The organism is Microcystis aeruginosa LEGE 91341, from assembly GCF_015206885.1.
Lineage (GTDB): Bacteria > Cyanobacteriota > Cyanobacteriia > Cyanobacteriales > Microcystaceae > Microcystis > Microcystis aeruginosa_H.
Window position 1 is genome coordinate 1 of record NZ_JADEXY010000107.1, and the last position, 14,793, is coordinate 14,793.

The 14,793-nt window shown below is 44.6% G+C and carries 16 protein-coding genes; 8 read left to right on the forward strand and 8 right to left on the reverse strand.

Translation table 11 applies throughout. The features are described from left to right. The first annotated feature begins 149 nt into the window (after window positions 1–149). The 4 genes from IQ234_RS15345 to IQ234_RS15360 all read left to right on the forward strand — a co-directional run bounded on the left by IQ234_RS15345 (window position 150) and on the right by IQ234_RS15360 (window position 3,327). A complete protein-coding gene (locus tag IQ234_RS15345; RefSeq protein WP_043996353.1) occupies window positions 150–500 on the forward strand; it encodes a hypothetical protein in 351 nt (116 codons plus the stop codon). A gap of 79 nt (window positions 501–579) precedes the next feature. Then, window positions 580–2,091 (forward strand): AAA family ATPase, encoded by a 1,512-nt coding sequence (locus IQ234_RS15350; RefSeq protein ID WP_002793916.1) that lies wholly within the window; start codon window positions 580–582, stop codon window positions 2,089–2,091. Between the two features lie 134 nt (window positions 2,092–2,225). Continuing rightward, window positions 2,226–2,579, forward strand: coding sequence for a DUF1257 domain-containing protein (locus IQ234_RS15355; protein WP_002731874.1), 354 nt, complete (start codon window positions 2,226–2,228; stop codon window positions 2,577–2,579). 100 nt (window positions 2,580–2,679) lie between these two features. Then, window positions 2,680–3,327, forward strand: a complete 648-nt coding sequence (locus IQ234_RS15360; RefSeq protein WP_193957718.1) for a class I SAM-dependent methyltransferase — start codon at window positions 2,680–2,682, stop codon at window positions 3,325–3,327. A gap of 274 nt (window positions 3,328–3,601) precedes the next feature. Here the strand turns inward: IQ234_RS15360 and IQ234_RS15365 are convergent, their stop codons facing one another. The 5 genes from IQ234_RS15365 to IQ234_RS15385 form a co-directional block, all read right to left on the reverse strand. After that, on the reverse strand, window positions 3,602–4,381 hold the full coding sequence (locus tag IQ234_RS15365; protein ID WP_193957719.1) for an HNH endonuclease: 780 nt from the start codon (window positions 4,379–4,381) through the stop codon (window positions 3,602–3,604). Window positions 4,382–4,421: 40 nt separating this feature from the next. Continuing rightward, window positions 4,422–5,507: an alanine dehydrogenase gene (gene ald, locus IQ234_RS15370; RefSeq protein ID WP_193957720.1), complete on the reverse strand. Its 1,086-nt coding sequence runs from the start codon at window positions 5,505–5,507 to the stop codon at window positions 4,422–4,424. 83 nt (window positions 5,508–5,590) lie between these two features. Continuing rightward, window positions 5,591–5,893, reverse strand: a complete 303-nt coding sequence (locus tag IQ234_RS15375) for a DUF3181 family protein (protein ID WP_002761852.1) — start codon at window positions 5,891–5,893, stop codon at window positions 5,591–5,593. Continuing rightward, window positions 5,886–6,140: a hypothetical protein gene (locus tag IQ234_RS15380; protein ID WP_002761850.1), complete on the reverse strand. Its 255-nt coding sequence runs from the start codon at window positions 6,138–6,140 to the stop codon at window positions 5,886–5,888. Before IQ234_RS15380 ends, IQ234_RS15375 begins: the two co-directional genes overlap by 8 nt. Before the next feature lie 108 nt (window positions 6,141–6,248). Continuing rightward, a complete protein-coding gene (locus tag IQ234_RS15385; protein WP_193957721.1) occupies window positions 6,249–8,117 on the reverse strand; it encodes a cation:proton antiporter in 1,869 nt (622 codons plus the stop codon). Here IQ234_RS15385 and IQ234_RS15390 point away from each other — a divergent pair. Further along, window positions 8,108–8,320, forward strand: coding sequence for a hypothetical protein (locus tag IQ234_RS15390; protein ID WP_193957722.1), 213 nt, complete (start codon window positions 8,108–8,110; stop codon window positions 8,318–8,320). The two genes, IQ234_RS15385 and IQ234_RS15390, sit on opposite strands and share 10 nt — an antisense overlap. Here the strand turns inward: IQ234_RS15390 and IQ234_RS15395 are convergent. After that, window positions 8,277–9,155, reverse strand: coding sequence for a PEP-CTERM sorting domain-containing protein (locus IQ234_RS15395; RefSeq protein WP_193957723.1), 879 nt, complete (start codon window positions 9,153–9,155; stop codon window positions 8,277–8,279). The genes IQ234_RS15390 and IQ234_RS15395 overlap by 44 nt on opposite strands. Before the next feature lie 232 nt (window positions 9,156–9,387). On the opposite strand from IQ234_RS15395, the gene IQ234_RS15400 reads away from it, so the two are divergent. The 3 genes from IQ234_RS15400 to IQ234_RS15410 are packed head-to-tail and all read left to right on the forward strand — an operon-like array spanning window position 9,388 to window position 10,156. Beyond that, on the forward strand, window positions 9,388–9,603 hold the full coding sequence (locus IQ234_RS15400; RefSeq protein WP_193957724.1) for a hypothetical protein: 216 nt from the start codon (window positions 9,388–9,390) through the stop codon (window positions 9,601–9,603). A 7-nt stretch (window positions 9,604–9,610) separates the two neighbouring features. After that, window positions 9,611–9,880, forward strand: coding sequence for a type II toxin-antitoxin system RelE family toxin (locus IQ234_RS15405; RefSeq protein WP_002792733.1), 270 nt, complete (start codon window positions 9,611–9,613; stop codon window positions 9,878–9,880). Window positions 9,881–9,913: 33 nt separating this feature from the next. Beyond that, window positions 9,914–10,156, forward strand: coding sequence for a DUF2281 domain-containing protein (locus tag IQ234_RS15410; protein ID WP_193957725.1), 243 nt, complete (start codon window positions 9,914–9,916; stop codon window positions 10,154–10,156). Window positions 10,157–10,348: 192 nt separating this feature from the next. Here the strand turns inward: IQ234_RS15410 and pta are convergent, their stop codons facing one another. Both pta and IQ234_RS15420 read right to left on the reverse strand, forming a co-directional pair. Next, window positions 10,349–12,445 (reverse strand): phosphate acetyltransferase, encoded by a 2,097-nt coding sequence (gene pta, locus IQ234_RS15415; protein ID WP_193957726.1) that lies wholly within the window; start codon window positions 12,443–12,445, stop codon window positions 10,349–10,351. 408 nt (window positions 12,446–12,853) lie between these two features. Further along, the gene (locus IQ234_RS15420) at window positions 12,854–14,650 is read right to left on the reverse strand and encodes an N-acetylmuramoyl-L-alanine amidase (protein WP_193957727.1); all 1,797 of its coding nucleotides are present in this window, start codon (window positions 14,648–14,650) and stop codon (window positions 12,854–12,856) included. Window positions 14,651–14,793: the final 143 nt, after the last annotated feature.

Sequence of the window (14,793 nt, forward strand, 5' to 3'; positions counted from 1 at the left end):
CCCCACTTCCCCATCACCCCACACCCCACTTTCCCAACAATTGTAAAGAAATATTACAATTATGCCGTTATGACAGCTTACCATCTTGACAGGAGAGAAAGACAGTGGTTATAGTAGGGACACATACCCGGGTAAACCAATTTAGTGATATGCAAGACAAGCAAAAAGTCACACTGTACCTTCCCCCTGGAGTCCATCGTCAACTAAAGATAAGAGCCGCGATCGATGAAGAATCGATGTCAGGGCTGGTGGAGAAAGCGATCGCTTTTTACCTGAAATACCCCGAAAAGGTAGAAGAAATCGAAGCCACCGCCTATGGCAAAACCTATCAGGTTCATGTCTGTCCCGAGTGTGATGCCGCGTTAGTAATGAAAGAAGATCGGCTAAGGTCGATCAAACGCCAGCCCGCAATAGTGGGCGACGAGTTCCCGATCGAAGTTCCCGAACCCGTTGGCGCTCAAGGAACCACAGAGGGAGAAGCAGCCTTAGTTCCCTGCTAAACTCTCAGTAGCCGAACAAGGCATCCACAGCCATCAGCCGCCCAAGGTCTAAACCGTTACCACAAATAGGGTCGATGTTATGAAAGAAGAGCTAGGAATTCTCGTCAAGGCTCAGTATCCCCTGATTTACCTCGTCACCTCCGAGGAGGAAAGGGCGGAAGAAGCCATCAGCAAAATAGCCCAACTAAATACACAACATCGACGGGTGTTTGTCTGGACTGTCACCCACGGCATGATCGAACAGGGTCAACCGCGCCAAACCAGTCAACATAATACCGTGTCGCCAGAAGCGGCGATCGAATGGGTAGTGCGTCAACGGGAAGGGGGCATCTACATCTTCAAAGACCTGCATCCGTTCATCACTTCCGCTCCCGTCACTCGCTGGTTAAGAGATGCGATCGCCAGTTTTAAAGGAACCGAAAAAATCATTATTTTAATGTCTCCCCTGCAAGAAGTCCCCATAGAACTAGAGAAAGACGTGGTAGTTCTAGATTTTCCTCTGCCGGACATGGGAGAGTTAGATACGGTTCTCTCGCAACATCTAGGCAAAAATCAAAATCGTCGTACCACCACAGAGGTCCGGGAAAAACTCCTGAAAGCTGCCTTAGGTTTAACTAAAGATGAAGCCGAAAAGGTGTACCGGAAAGCCTATGTAAAAGCCAACAAATTGACGGAAGACGAGGTAGAAATCGTCCTTTCCGAGAAAAAACAACTGATTCGCCGCAACGGAATTTTAGAATACATTGAAGAGGACGAGACCATCAATGCCGTCGGCGGTCTGGAAGAACTAAAAAAATGGTTAAAACAGCGCTCGAACGCCTTTACAGAAAGAGCCAGAGGTTACGGACTCCCGCAACCGAAAGGAATGCTAATTTTAGGAGTACCGGGCTGTGGTAAGTCCTTGATTGCTAAAACCACCTCGCGCCTCTGGAGTTTACCGCTCCTGCGCTTAGATATGGGACGGGTTTACGATGGTTCCATGGTGGGACGGTCCGAGGCTAACCTGCGTAATGCCTTAAAAACTGCCGAATCCATCTCTCCGGCCATTCTTTTCATCGATGAATTAGATAAAGCTTTTGCCGGTGGTACAGGATCCGCCGATTCCGATGGGGGAACCTCTAGCCGCATCTTCGGCTCCTTCCTGACTTGGATGCAGGAAAAAACCTCGCCCGTCTTCGTCATGGCCACAGCTAACCGGATTGAACGGCTACCGGGGGAATTTCTCCGCAAGGGGCGCTTCGATGAAATCTTCTTTGTCGATTTGCCCAATTCCGAAGAAAGACAAGATATCTTTAATATTCACCTGACTAAACGACGCTCCGACATTTCTCGCTTCGATTTGGAGCAGTTAGCCAAGGTATCCGATGGGTTTTCCGGTGCGGAAATAGAACAGGCGCTGATTGCCGCCATGTATGAGGCCTTCGCCCAAGATCGCGAATTCACGCAATTAGACATTATTGCGGCGATTAAGGCGACTCTGCCCCTATCTCGCACCATGACCGAACAGGTAACTGCCCTGCGTGATTGGGCCAGACAACGCGCCCGACCTGCTTCGGCCTCCGTCGCTGAGTACCAGCGATTGGAGTTCTAACAGACTTTCGCCCGCTCCCAACGGGATGAAAGGCTAGTTCTCAGGGACTAGCAATGCCTCGAAAAGCCGCTTGGCGGCACTCTTTAACTCTCAATCTGTTGTTGTTAATTCTTATCCACAAAGAGGAAATTCCAATGTCTCATTTTAGCACTCTCCGGACCAAAATCACCGATGCCGAAATCCTCAAAGCTTCTCTCCGCGACCTCGGCATTAGCGTGAAAACCGAAGCCGATGTTCGTGGTTACAACGGTCAACGGGTTCGCTCCGACATCGTTGCTGTTCTCGATGGCGAATATGATCTCGGTTGGTCTCGTAATACCGACGGCAGTTTCGATTTAATCGCTGACCTCTGGGGTGTGGCCAAAAAACACAATCAAACCGAATTGATCAACTCGATCAACCAAAAATACGCTGTGAACAAAACCCTATCCGAAGTGAAACAGCGCGGTCTGCAAAACGCTAACGTTAAGCTAGTCGTTCAAAGCTAAGATTTACAGCGCGTTCCCAAGCCTAGGGGTTGACCAGTTCGGTTAACCCTTTTTTCTGTCTGTGGGGTATGTTAAGAATAGTAAAATTAACTTGACAAAAATGCTCCGACCCGAAGAAAGAACTAAACTCGATCCGACCAAAGACAGCGATTTTTATGCTTTTCCCCGCTTTGTCACCCACGTGGATGAGGGTTTTATCGATCGATTAACCGCTCTTTACCGAGAGATCTTATCGCCGAATACGCGCATTTTAGACCTGATGAGCAGCTGGGTGTCCCATTTACCGGAGGAGATGGAATTTGAGCATATCGAAGGTCACGGGATGAATGGGGAGGAGTTAGCCAAAAATCCCCGCTTGCATAGTTATTTTGTCCAGGACCTCAATGCACAGCCAAAATTGCCCCTAGGGGATAGTTCTTTTGATGCGGTGTTAATAACGGTGTCGGTGCAGTATTTGCAGTATCCAGAGGCGATTTTTGCGGAACTGTATCGCATTTTAAGGCCTAATGGTCTGGTGGTGGTCAGTTTTTCCAATCGGATGTTTTATCAAAAAGCGATCGCTGCTTGGCGCGATAATAGCGATTTAGGCCGGGTAGCGTTAGTGAAATCCTATTTTAAATCGGTGGCGGGATTTAGGGAAGTACAGGCGATCGTTCGTCCTGCTACTACCCCCAGTTTCCTACAAATGTTAGGAATTATGGTCGCCGATCCCTTCTATGCAGTGATAGGGAAAAAGAATCCTCTCTAGGATTGTCATCATCGTTAAGTAGGGAGGCACAATTATTTGTAGGATGGTTTAGCGGTAGCGTAACCCATGCAGGCGTTGGGTTTCATGCTTCAACCCAACCCACAAGATCAGCGATAACCAATTAAACCTCGATCAAAAGCAGTATCAGTATTATGAGTACGAGCTAGGCAATGATCAAATCACCATCTGGTTTTTGCTGTTCTCCATCACCCAATTTAATAGTCAATATATTTCAAATCCTCGAACAACAGACTTTTTATTAGTTATTCCATTTTTAGCCCTGAAATATATGATAGCGATGATAGTTTAAAAAATCCAAATCCGGTGAGAAGCGATCGGGAACATTTAAAGTTTTACCGCGATAGTTGATAAAATTTAGTTCTAACGTCTCGCTACCTTGATCCTGAGCCTTTTTTTCGATCTCATGACCAATAATTAATCTTAAATCCTCATCGAAACTAATTAAACCTCGATCGAAAGCAGTATCATGAGTACGAGCTAGGCACAGGCCATTATGAGGGTTTAAACGCTGTTCAGGAAATTGACTCCAGGGTAATATATGACTAGCTGTTAGTAAAAGAGGAATGGGATTTCCTGTAATACAGCAACGATAGTTATATAGGGCTAAAATTGTCTTTCTGAAAAAGTTTTGTCCGATTCTAACTTTTCTAATTGCTTCGTTTTCTGTTTTGATATTTTCCGAAAAATCAAGTCTAGTAAAATCCTCTTGCTGCTCGTTGATAACTCCTAAAAGAACCTGTAGTTTTTCCTCACTTTCTAGGGCTAATTCCGTCCAGTTATCCTCGAACTCCTGCCAGATTTGCCGATCAGCTTTACTGATACCTTTTAACCCCTGTACTCCTCGCAATTGATGCCTGGGATCGAGAGAACCAAAATTACATAATTTCATCACCAAGGCCGATGGTGTTCGCTGTAACTTTTGAGCGACTTCGATAATAACAGGATTATTGGTGTGGAATTGTCCATAGGGAAATTTATAGTATAAATTGAGAGCGATCAGCAGCTCATCCCTTGTCCATAAATTCTTAGTCATAACCCCTAAAAAATACCACCATCAGCCCTGAAATTACTGCTCAAATCAAATCAGGAAAAACTTCCCGCACTGCTGGATGAATTAACCGATGATTGGCCACATTTAACCCCTTAGCGAGGGAAACATCTTGATCCAAAGCTTTTACCCCATGGTCGGCTAATTTAATAACGTAGGGAAGGGTACTATTATTTAAAGCTTGAGTTGCCGTCCAGGGTACTGCTCCTGGCATATTAGGCACCCCATAATGTACTACTCCCGACTCCAGGTAAGTCGGTTGACTGTGGGAAGTGGCCCGCAGGGTTTCCACGCAGCCACCTTGGTCCACTGCCACATCGACAATTACGGAACCAGGGTTCATTTTGGCGACTAAAGAGCGAGAAACTAGAGTCGGCGCTCGTTTTCCTAAGACTAGCACGGCCCCAATCAATAAATCGGCCTTAGGAACCACATCTTCTAATTGTGCCGAGCTACTATAAAGCAATTCTACCCGGGAACCGAATAAAGTTTCTAAATAGGCCAAGCGCTCGACGTTAATATCTAAAATAGCTACTTTTGCCCCCATACCGATGGCAATTCTGGCCGCTTCCGTACCCACCACACCACCGCCAAGGATAACCACTTGTCCAGGACTCACCCCGGGGAAACCCCCCAGTAAAACTCCCCTACCTCCCTGTTGTTTTTCCAGATAGCGGGCCCCAAATTGTACTGAAAGACGACCGGCAATAACACTCATGGGAGTTAAGAGAGGCAAACGACCATCAGCAAGCTCGACCGTTTCATAAGCGATCGCAGTTGTTCCCGACTCGATTAATGCTTCCGTTAAACAGCGCTCGGCTGCTAGGTGTAAATAGGTGAAAAGGAGAGCCTCCTTGTTTAAAAAGCCGTATTCTGCTTTAAGCGGCTCTTTAACCTTGACAACTAGCGGTTTATCCCAAACTTCGGCCGCTTTTTCCACAATTTTGGCCCCGGCTTTTTGGTAATCCTCATCGCTGAATCCGGCACCTAATCCGGCGGCCGTTTCCACAAATACCCTGTGACCGCGATCATTGAGTACACGCACACTACTGGGACTTAAACCGACGCGAAACTCTTGATCTTTAATCTCTTTGGGAACACCTATTTCCATGGTTTGCTTCTAGGGGACTATTTCTAACTACTTTAGCCTGTTAGTCCTAGTCTGCGAGTTATCAGGCATACTATTTGGGAATTTTAGCGACTTTTTTGGTATTCTTCGAGCAAATCGATTAAATCTATCTGACATTTGCTGGGTAACAAATCCGCTAGAGAAACTTGCAGATGACCACCTCCGAGGGTGACTTTTATCTCCCGCAGGATAGACATGACTGCATTCTCACTTAAACTGTCGTTTTCGAGCAAAGGGAAGACTTTTTCGGCAACGACGCTGTGTAAATGTGCTTCCCGGAGATAGAGATGCCATTTAGCCACGTCAATGTAGATATTGTCGCCGATTTGAGCCGCCAGATTTTCGATGTCCTGAGTTGTGTTAGCCATGGGATGTTACCGAGTAGTTAGCGATCGCCGCTATATAAATCAAATGTCCCACCAATAGAATAGCCCAAATTCCTGTGAACAGATTTAACCAAGTCCAATCGGAAAATTTAATGATATGAAAAAACCACAACCCTGAATTAATCGCTAAAAAACCCGCCACATGAACGGCGAAATTCATGCGATCATCTAAACGTCGGAAAGCGGGATCGTTTTTGCGATCGGGTTGACGGGGCCAACGGGGAGGCATAAGCAGTGATCAGTTGTCAATTATCAGTTATCAGTGTACCGGTTTTTTTAGCTAAGTTAAGTTGCCAGAGTTCCTATCCTAACCAAGAAGTTAATTTTTTCCTATCACTTATCTACTGGTGGCGATTTCCACTTCGGGTAAGATTTCTAAAGATAAACGGGTTCTGACAGTGCCAGAAAGACGTTTAAGCAGTTGTGGGCGTAAATCGCGCAGAATATAGATTAATTCGTCTCCGGTGCGCCATTCTTCCCTTTCTGTGACTACCTGTAGGGAATTATCGCGACGCAATAGTAGGGGCAGCAGTTCGCCATTTTCGATTAATTTAGTTAGTCTGGTCTGTTGTTCGCTCAAATCATCGGCTTTAAAGATGGTTTTACCTAATTTAATCTGATTATCGTCTAAATACTGATTCCATTCCTTGACCGAAAAACTAGGGAGAAAAACCTGATTAACCTTATTTTTATCTGGGTTGGGGGTTCCCGCAAAGGCAGCCAACACCCGGGGAGGATGAAATTCCTCCCCGGCTCTCTGGGCTAAAACCAGATTAACCTCGCTATTATTAGTCAAAACCAGAAAAGTCCCCATGGATTCGATGCCCGCTTCTTGTAGTATTTTCGTATCAAGTGCGCTACTCTGCAGCACCGTTAAACCCTCTTCTTTTGCTTGCTGACAGGCCCTAGCATCCGTATCGATTAAAACCACGTTTTCCCCTTGTTCTTGGAATAAACAGCCGATTAAGCGACCTAGGGGATTACAACCGACGATTACTGCCCCCGTTGCCGCAGAAGAAGTGATTTTTAGCCCTTTTGCCACCCACCGCGCCGTTAATCCCTGAATAAAAACGGTCATTAAAATTGTTAAAAAGACTAAAGCTTTGATCGCTTCACCGCCATTAATACCGGCACGGGTGAGTAAAATGGCAAATAAAGAAGCTACGGAAGCAGAAACGATTCCCCTAGGAGCAACCCAAGCGATAAATAACTTATGTCGCCAATTTAGGTCACTTTTTAGGGTACACAAAGCCACACTCAGGGGACGCACCACCAGCATCAAGACTAACACCGTCAGGACGCTGCCCCAACCCAAAGCGATGACACTGGCGATCGAAAGATCCGCCGCTAGTAAAATAAACAGTACCGACACGCAAAGAGTCGTTAATTGACCCTTAAAACGCCTTAATAACCGCTCATCGGGAACTGCCGCCGCTTTTAGCACAATTCCCGCCATTACCACCGCCATTAACCCCGATTCACTGCGACTAAATTGCGATAAACCAAATAATCCCCAGACTCCCGCTAAAACCACGAGATTCTTTAACTCAAAAGTCAAAAAATTGCAAGTTTTTATAATAAAACTTAATAATCCGCCTCCAGCAATGCCGATCGCCGCCCCGATGCCTAAACGCAGGGTTAAACCAGTGATAATTTCCATGGGACGGGAATGACTATCAATAATCGTATTTAGCACCACTACGGCTAAAATTGCGCCCACAGGGTCGATTAATACCCCTTCCCCTTCCAAAAGCGTCGCCACCCGTCGATCTACGGCTACTTGCTTCAGCAAAGGCCCGATCACCGTCGGACCAGTTACCACCACTAAAGAAGCGTAAAGAAATGCGATCGGCCAGGGAAATTCCCCCAACCAGTGGGCTGCCATACCGCCACCGATGAGAGTGATGGAAGTACCGAGGGTGACAAGATTGCGTAAACTGCCAGAAACTCGCCCTAATTCCCGTCCGCTTAGGCTTAAACCGCCTTCAAATAGGATAATCGCCACAGAGAGAGCAACAAGGACTTCTAAGCCAATTCCCAGACTTTGGGGCTGTAAAATTTCCCAACCATCGGACCCTAAAGCAATCCCAAAAATGAGCAGGAAGACAATACTGGGAACTTTCAGGTATTCGGCGATGACTTGGGCTGTAATCCCCGCCACCACAGTGATGACAATTTGCAGGGTAAGGGCGAAAGATGGATCCATGTTTAGCGATCGGTTATCGGCTATCGAGGCGGGGTTATGGTTGGGGTTTAATCATTCTAATTATAGTTTTGATTCCCGCTTCGGCCCGGTCGGGAGGAAATAAGCATAACAAGCTCCAGAAAACGGGTTTCTTCAAGAAACCCGCGTTTTCTACGGCAATTAAGCCTTATCACTGCCTTGCTTTTGCTTTAACTGGCGTTTAACCAATGCACCCAAGCCTAACAGTCCCAATCCTAGAACGGTACTAGGTTCGGGAACTTTCTGTCCTGTTACGGTTAAGGGAAAAGAAACCCCTTGAGCCGGATTACCCTCGCTGATGGTAATCCAAGCATTTGGGGCAGCCGGGGTGTTAAACTGCCGTGCATTTCCATTTACAGTTACAGGATTTCCTCCTAAAGTTGTCATTAGATAAGGAGTAAAAGCAGTTGTACCTCCTGTGGGTGACAGCCCCGTTAGTTGGTAGTCTGCCCAGTAAGTTCCTGGCGCGAGAGTAAGACCAGAACCACTGAAATTGGCGGCAATGTTCATCACTGGGCGTTGGGCATTGTTTAACACGCCATTGAAAGTGCGGTAAACGCCAGTCCAGTTAGTAGATAGTAGATTTGTGGACGAACCGAGAATATTACTTCCGGCAAGACCCGGGGCATTATCCCAAATATTAACTGAGATGCCAGTAAAAGGTGAAGTGGGGGGAAACCCATAAGTTGATGTCATGTAAGCCATCACCGATACCGTATCGATCGCCCACAGTCCTGGATCAGAAATGGTAAAGCTTTGTGCCAAACCCCGGACACTGCTTGCATTCTGCCCCCCTAAATCCACAGTAGCAGAGGCTTGACTGACATCTGAGCCGTTGAATCCTGCGCCTGGGTTGGTGACGATATTCGTCTGGCTAAATAGAGTGGTTGCCTGTGCGGGCAAGCTAATTACTGTTCCTAGGGTGACAGCAGTTGCCATGCCGATTGTTGTACCGAGAAAATCTGAGAAAAGCTTTAAGGGACGGGAGCGGCTTAAGAATGAGCTTTTTTGAGTAGCCATCGGTTTATTCGGGTAAATTATCTGAAAAAGCCTATCACCCCCCCCGATTTTGTCAAGTATCGCTGTTTTTATCAATTTTATAGGGTTTTATCGATGTTTTTCATCTCCAGAAAACGGGTTTCTTTGAGAAACCCGTTTTCTAGTTGAGGGGGAGTTTCTTTGAGAAACCCGTTTTCTAATGTAATCGCGTAGTGCTATATCATAGACTTATCAAACTTGACAAGTCTTGTCTATGCCTTCAATAGAATACCTAACTGACCAAAACGGACAAACCAAAGCCGTTGTTATTCCGATTGAACTATGGAGACAAGTATTTCCCCAAGAAGATATGTCTTGTGAAGAGTTCACCGAAGCAATAGAAGACTACTGCCTTAACCAAGCGATGGATGAGGCACAGCAGAGTCCACTATTGGATATCGAAGAGGCACTGGCTTATTTGGAGGAATAGATTTACCTTGAAGGTTCAATATCGAAAAAGATTTCTCAAAGATTTGAAGGCATTGAAAAACCAGCCTGTTTATGAACAGATTTTACAGCTTGCTTTTAGAGATTTACCCAATGCCAAGTCATTGCAGGATATTGGTAATGTCAAGCCAATGAAGGGAGCTACCAATCGCTACCGAATACGCCTTGGTGAATATCGATTAGGAATAGCCGTTGTTGATAATAACATTGAGGTAATGCGGCTCCTACACCGACGTGAATTTTATCGCTACTTTCCCTAAATATTCATTAATTTAACTAAAAGTGAGCCATTATTGAGTATAGATTCAGCCCTTAAGAATATAGTTGAGAATATGCCCGATGATCTCAAAACTGAACTTTTACATTATGCTGAATATTTGCTCACTAAGTCTGACCAAACAGAAGAAGATAAACCAGCAGCAAAAGAATCCGTAACTGTTAAAAGAACTTTAGCTGGTTCAATAAAAGGAACTTTCGTTTTATCTTTAGCTAATGACTTTGATGCTCCCTTAGAAGACTTTAAGGACTATAGTTAATGAAGAGTGCTTTAATAGATACAGATACTCATGTCTTTATCTAGTTAGCTGAGGATGACCCAATTTTGCCGGTTTCGCTGCGAGATAGTCTTGAAAATACCGATAATGTTTTTGTAAGTATTGCTAGTTTTTGGGAAATATCGATTAAAGTAAAAATTGGTGGCTCTCTCTCTGTTCTGAAATGACCATAACTCAAAAAGATTGGGATTGAATGGCTGTGATTACCACCGTATTGATAATATCGGGAACGGTACAACCGCGACTGAGATCATTGACGGGTTTTTTTAATCCCTGTAGGATTGGACCTATGGCTAAAGCTTTTGTTTCCCGCTGCACGGCTTTATAAGTATTATTACCTGTATTCAGGTCAGGAAAAATAAACACTGTTGCTTGGCCCGCCACCTCTGACCCCGGCATTTTTTGGGCGGCTACTTCCCTATCCACGGCCGCATCGTACTGAATTGGCCCTTCTAGCTTCAAATCGGGGCGTTTTTCCCTAGCGATTTTGGTCGCTTGTCGTACTTTTTCCACGTCTTCTCCCTGGCCCGATTGACCCGAAGAATAGGAAAGCAGGGCGATTCGCGGATCAATTCCGAATTTTTGGGCGGTTTCGGCAGAAGATAGGGCGATTTCGGCTAATTCCTCGGCACTGGGGTCGGGATTGACCGCACAATCCCCATAAACCAAGACTCGATCCTCTAGGCACATAAAAAAGACCGAGGAGACGATCGCACAATCGGGCTTAGTTTTGATAATCTGGAGTGCAGGCCTAATCGTGTGTTGAGTGGTATGCACCGCCCCCGATACCATACCATCAGCATCGCCTTGATACACCATTAAAGTGCCAAAATAGGAGACATCCTGTGCATAATCCCGGGCCATATCGAGATTCATTCCCTTGGCTTTTCTCGCTTCGTAGAGGGTCTGCACATAGCTTTCAAAATGGGGACTAGCCACGGGGTTAATAATTTGCAGGCGATCGAGATCGAGAGTGATACCATGTTTTTTAATCACCATTGCAATCTCGTCCGGTTGTCCCAAGAGGGTTAAATCGACGATATCCTGTTCGATTAAAACTGTGGCTGCCTGGAGGATGCGCGGTTCGGTTCCTTCGGCCAAAACGATGTGACGTTTTTGCGCTTTGGCCTGTTGTACGAGATTATAGGTGAACATCTTCGGGGTAATCCCCTGAGTCCGCAAAGTGCGAATTTGCGCTTCTAGGCGATCGAGATTGATGTTACTGTGAAAAAGCTGCAGACTGAGGTTAATTTTATCGTAGTCCGTCGAGGTCAGGGTGGTTCGCACATCGTGGATGTGTTCGGCCGTGGTGTAGGTATCGGTGGTGACGGAGAGAATCGGTAAGGGATCGGGCAAACCGTCAATTAAACGGGCGATCGAAGGATTGAGGTCATGACCTGCTGTTAAGACTATACCGGCTAATTGGGGATAATTGGCCGATTGGTGGGCCTGTAACATCCCGATAATCACATCGCCGCGATCCCAAGGGGTGATAATTAAACTATCTTCTTTTATCCGCTCTAGGGCATTTTGCATCTGCATGGCCACCACCAGAAAGTTACTGGCTAAACTATCTAATCTGTGCTGTCCGTAGAGAACTTTTGCCTGTAATTGTTGGGCGATTTCTGCCACTCGCGGGCTGCTAAGTTTGGCATTGTGGGGAATCACTCCTAGGGCATATTCTTGGGGGGGAAAAATTTTAGTTAGGGTTTTCCGTAATTCCTCTATTTTTTCCTCTTCAGCTTGATTGATAATAATTCCAATTACCGTACAACCTTTATCCTGGTAGGTGTCGCAGGAAATCAGGATCGGACTAAGGGCATCTTCGACACTGCGCTGGTAGGCATTACCTAATATTAAGATGGGATGGCCGAGATTTTTGGCGATTTCTGTATTTAGTTCAAATTCAAAGGCGGAATTTTCTTGCAGATAATCGGAACCTTCACAGAGGATAAAATCATACTTATTTTCTAAGTTTTTAAACTTTTTGATAATTTTTTCGATGATTTCATCAAATTTTTGTTGTACCAATAACTCCTTCACTTCGTCATAACATAAACCAAATGCCTCTTCGTAGGTTTGTTCTAATTTAAAATAATTGAGGATTAAGTCAATGTCTTCATCCCGATGACCTTCGGAACAGTCGAGAACAATTGGCTGGAAAAAAGCAACTTTATTAGTTTTGCGGAGAATTAAGTCGATAATTCCTAAAGCTACTAACGCTCTACCGCTTCCCGTTGCCGTCGTGCTGATATATAAAGAGTTAGTCATGGGTATATGAAGAATAATAACGAATAACGAGGGTGGTTTTGATCCCCCCTTAATCACCCCCTAATAAGGTGGTTTTTATCCCCCCTGCCCCCCTTATTAAGGGGGGATTAAGGGGGTGAATTGTTGGGAAATTTTCAAGTAAACTATCTTTATTTGTTGGCTAATCCAGAGATTTTTGTCCCAGAGCGATCGCTGTTTAAATATCTACTAGAGAGTGATCGACTATACCTTGTAATCTAGCAGTTATTTTGTCCGATGGCTGTTCACTGGTAACATTTTTTCCATGAACTTGATTGAATTTCCTCAGATTACAATAAAGACTCCTGAAAATCTTATCACTGGCTTTCCAGCTAGGGCTTGATTTTTCATAAAGATTTAAGCTTATCTCCCTCCGCTTGCCATTAAATTTTAACTAGAGGCAATTACCCCAGATTGTTGAAACCATTGGCTAATTCCGGCGGCTAAAACTTGCGCTAATTGTTTTTGTGCCTGAGTATCGGTAATCCATTCAAATTCTTGAGGATTACTCATAAATCCTAACTCTAATAACAAAGAAGGACTACTATAGGGACGAGTTAAAGCTAAATTATTCCAAAATACTCCATAGGAAGGACGGTTAAGATTTTTGGTTAAATAATCGTGGAGAAAAACTGATAGATCCGCTGCCTGGGGATGATACCAAAATATGCCAATTCCTTGAGTATTTAAGGCATCTCCATCATCGGGTAAAGCATTATAGTGAACCGATAGTGCTAGGGTTGGTTGCAGATTATTAATCATCTCTACCCGTGCCGGTAGGGATAGTTCGATGTCCGTTTCTCTGGTTAAATAAACTGTTGCCCCCAATTTTTCTAACTCCCGTTTAATTAATTTAGACATAACTAAATTAATCTCTTTTTCCGTGTAACCCGTTGGACCGACAGCACCAGTTTCTTTACCTCCGTGTCCGGGATCTAATAAAATAACTTTGCCCTGTAAATTATCACTTTTTTCCGGGGGATGACGCAGGGTTAAGATTAAATTTGTCCCCTGATAACGAAGACTATAACCCCACTGTTGTTTTTGATTAAGATTAAAAGTGTATTCTATCGTGGTCGGGTTGATTTGTCGCCAATCTAAACGTCTGATTAAAGGATTATCCACCAGAAAAATTGTATCGGTTTGGGCAATGGTATTATAAAGGGTCAAAATAAATTTATCATCCTCTTGTCTCACGGCGATGGGTACAGGATGGGAAAGGGGGAAAATAATTTCCGTTGCTTGATTGATACTGCGAGAAGAGAGACCACGAATATTAGCATTATCTAGGACTTCATTAACTATTAAACGGGTTTCTCGCTCTAAAATCCAACCACCATAATCTAACCGTAACCAATCCCCTTCTTTCCCAGTGACTCTCGCTTTTGTGCCTTGGGGTAAAGGAGTTAAACGGGAATAATCACTACCCGGTCCCGTGCGTGCTACCCCTTGGGCAGCTATAATTTCAATCACTGGTAAATTTTGATCGCTAATAATATTAATTTCTCCTTGACCTTGTTGACTAATAGAGCGATTATTTAATTGTGCTGTAAAAATAGGTTTTCCTAAGTTAGCCTCTTGTTGAAACTGTTGACAACCTCGATAGTAACCAGTTTTATCCTCGGAATTCGCTTGATTAACATTAGTTAAAACTGCGGCATTACTAGGCAGTTTTGTGGTTTGAGTTTGGGGTAAAAGAGGCAGAATTTTATCTCCTAACTGCACAGAAACCTGAGCTTGGGGAGTGGCAATCGCACTAAAACAAATCCATTCCCCCACTAACCTCGTCTTCTGGACAGAAGGACTGAGAGAGTTATCAGCAAAAGCTAAGTCTTGGGGAATAACTACTTGAGTATCTAGACGAATTATTTGACGATTAATAGTTTGGTTTTGATAGCGAATAGTGAAATTATTTTCGCCAACTTGTAGGGGAAAACTAGGGGCAAAATATCCTTTAGCACTGCGTTGAATCGGTTGATTATTGAGCAAAACTTGACCCGATGGAGGAGCAGAACCAATAAAAAAGATTCTAGCGGCCGTGGTTTGATGATTATCGGGGGGATAAACAATCATCAATGAGGTAGATTTGGCGCTGATACTGTGATAAAAACCGATTAATAGGACTAAACCTAAACCGATTAAGATATTTTGCCCAAAAGTTCCCACCTTTAACCAGAATCGCCCCATATTATAACCCTCTTAGCTGACAAATATTATCCTAAGACAAATTCTGGAGGTTTGTTGTTCGTCTTCTCAGTTGTACTGCATTTAAACTGATCAGAAAATTTAGTACAAATGCTCTGACTCCCACTTCCCCACCACCCCACTTC

What these genes read in the sequence shown, in the direction of transcription:
- IQ234_RS15390 (WP_193957722.1), top strand. Translation starts at nt 8,108, where the DNA reads ATGGATCCATGTTTAGCGATCGGTTATCGGCTATCGAGGCGGGGTTAT.
- ald (WP_193957720.1), bottom strand. Translation starts at nt 5,507, where the DNA reads ATGGAAATAGGTGTTCCCAAAGAGATTAAAGATCAAGAGTTTCGCGTC.
- IQ234_RS15350 (WP_002793916.1), top strand. Translation starts at nt 580, where the DNA reads ATGAAAGAAGAGCTAGGAATTCTCGTCAAGGCTCAGTATCCCCTGATT.
- IQ234_RS15400 (WP_193957724.1), top strand. Translation starts at nt 9,388, where the DNA reads ATGCCTTCAATAGAATACCTAACTGACCAAAACGGACAAACCAAAGCC.
- IQ234_RS15420 (WP_193957727.1), bottom strand. Translation starts at nt 14,650, where the DNA reads ATGGGGCGATTCTGGTTAAAGGTGGGAACTTTTGGGCAAAATATCTTA.
- IQ234_RS15380 (WP_002761850.1), bottom strand. Translation starts at nt 6,140, where the DNA reads ATGCCTCCCCGTTGGCCCCGTCAACCCGATCGCAAAAACGATCCCGCT.
- IQ234_RS15375 (WP_002761852.1), bottom strand. Translation starts at nt 5,893, where the DNA reads ATGGCTAACACAACTCAGGACATCGAAAATCTGGCGGCTCAAATCGGC.
- IQ234_RS15395 (WP_193957723.1), bottom strand. Translation starts at nt 9,155, where the DNA reads ATGGCTACTCAAAAAAGCTCATTCTTAAGCCGCTCCCGTCCCTTAAAG.
- IQ234_RS15385 (WP_193957721.1), bottom strand. Translation starts at nt 8,117, where the DNA reads ATGGATCCATCTTTCGCCCTTACCCTGCAAATTGTCATCACTGTGGTG.
- IQ234_RS15365 (WP_193957719.1), bottom strand. Translation starts at nt 4,381, where the DNA reads ATGACTAAGAATTTATGGACAAGGGATGAGCTGCTGATCGCTCTCAAT.
- IQ234_RS15345 (WP_043996353.1), top strand. Translation starts at nt 150, where the DNA reads ATGCAAGACAAGCAAAAAGTCACACTGTACCTTCCCCCTGGAGTCCAT.
- pta (WP_193957726.1), bottom strand. Translation starts at nt 12,445, where the DNA reads ATGACTAACTCTTTATATATCAGCACGACGGCAACGGGAAGCGGTAGA.
- IQ234_RS15360 (WP_193957718.1), top strand. Translation starts at nt 2,680, where the DNA reads ATGCTCCGACCCGAAGAAAGAACTAAACTCGATCCGACCAAAGACAGC.
- IQ234_RS15355 (WP_002731874.1), top strand. Translation starts at nt 2,226, where the DNA reads ATGTCTCATTTTAGCACTCTCCGGACCAAAATCACCGATGCCGAAATC.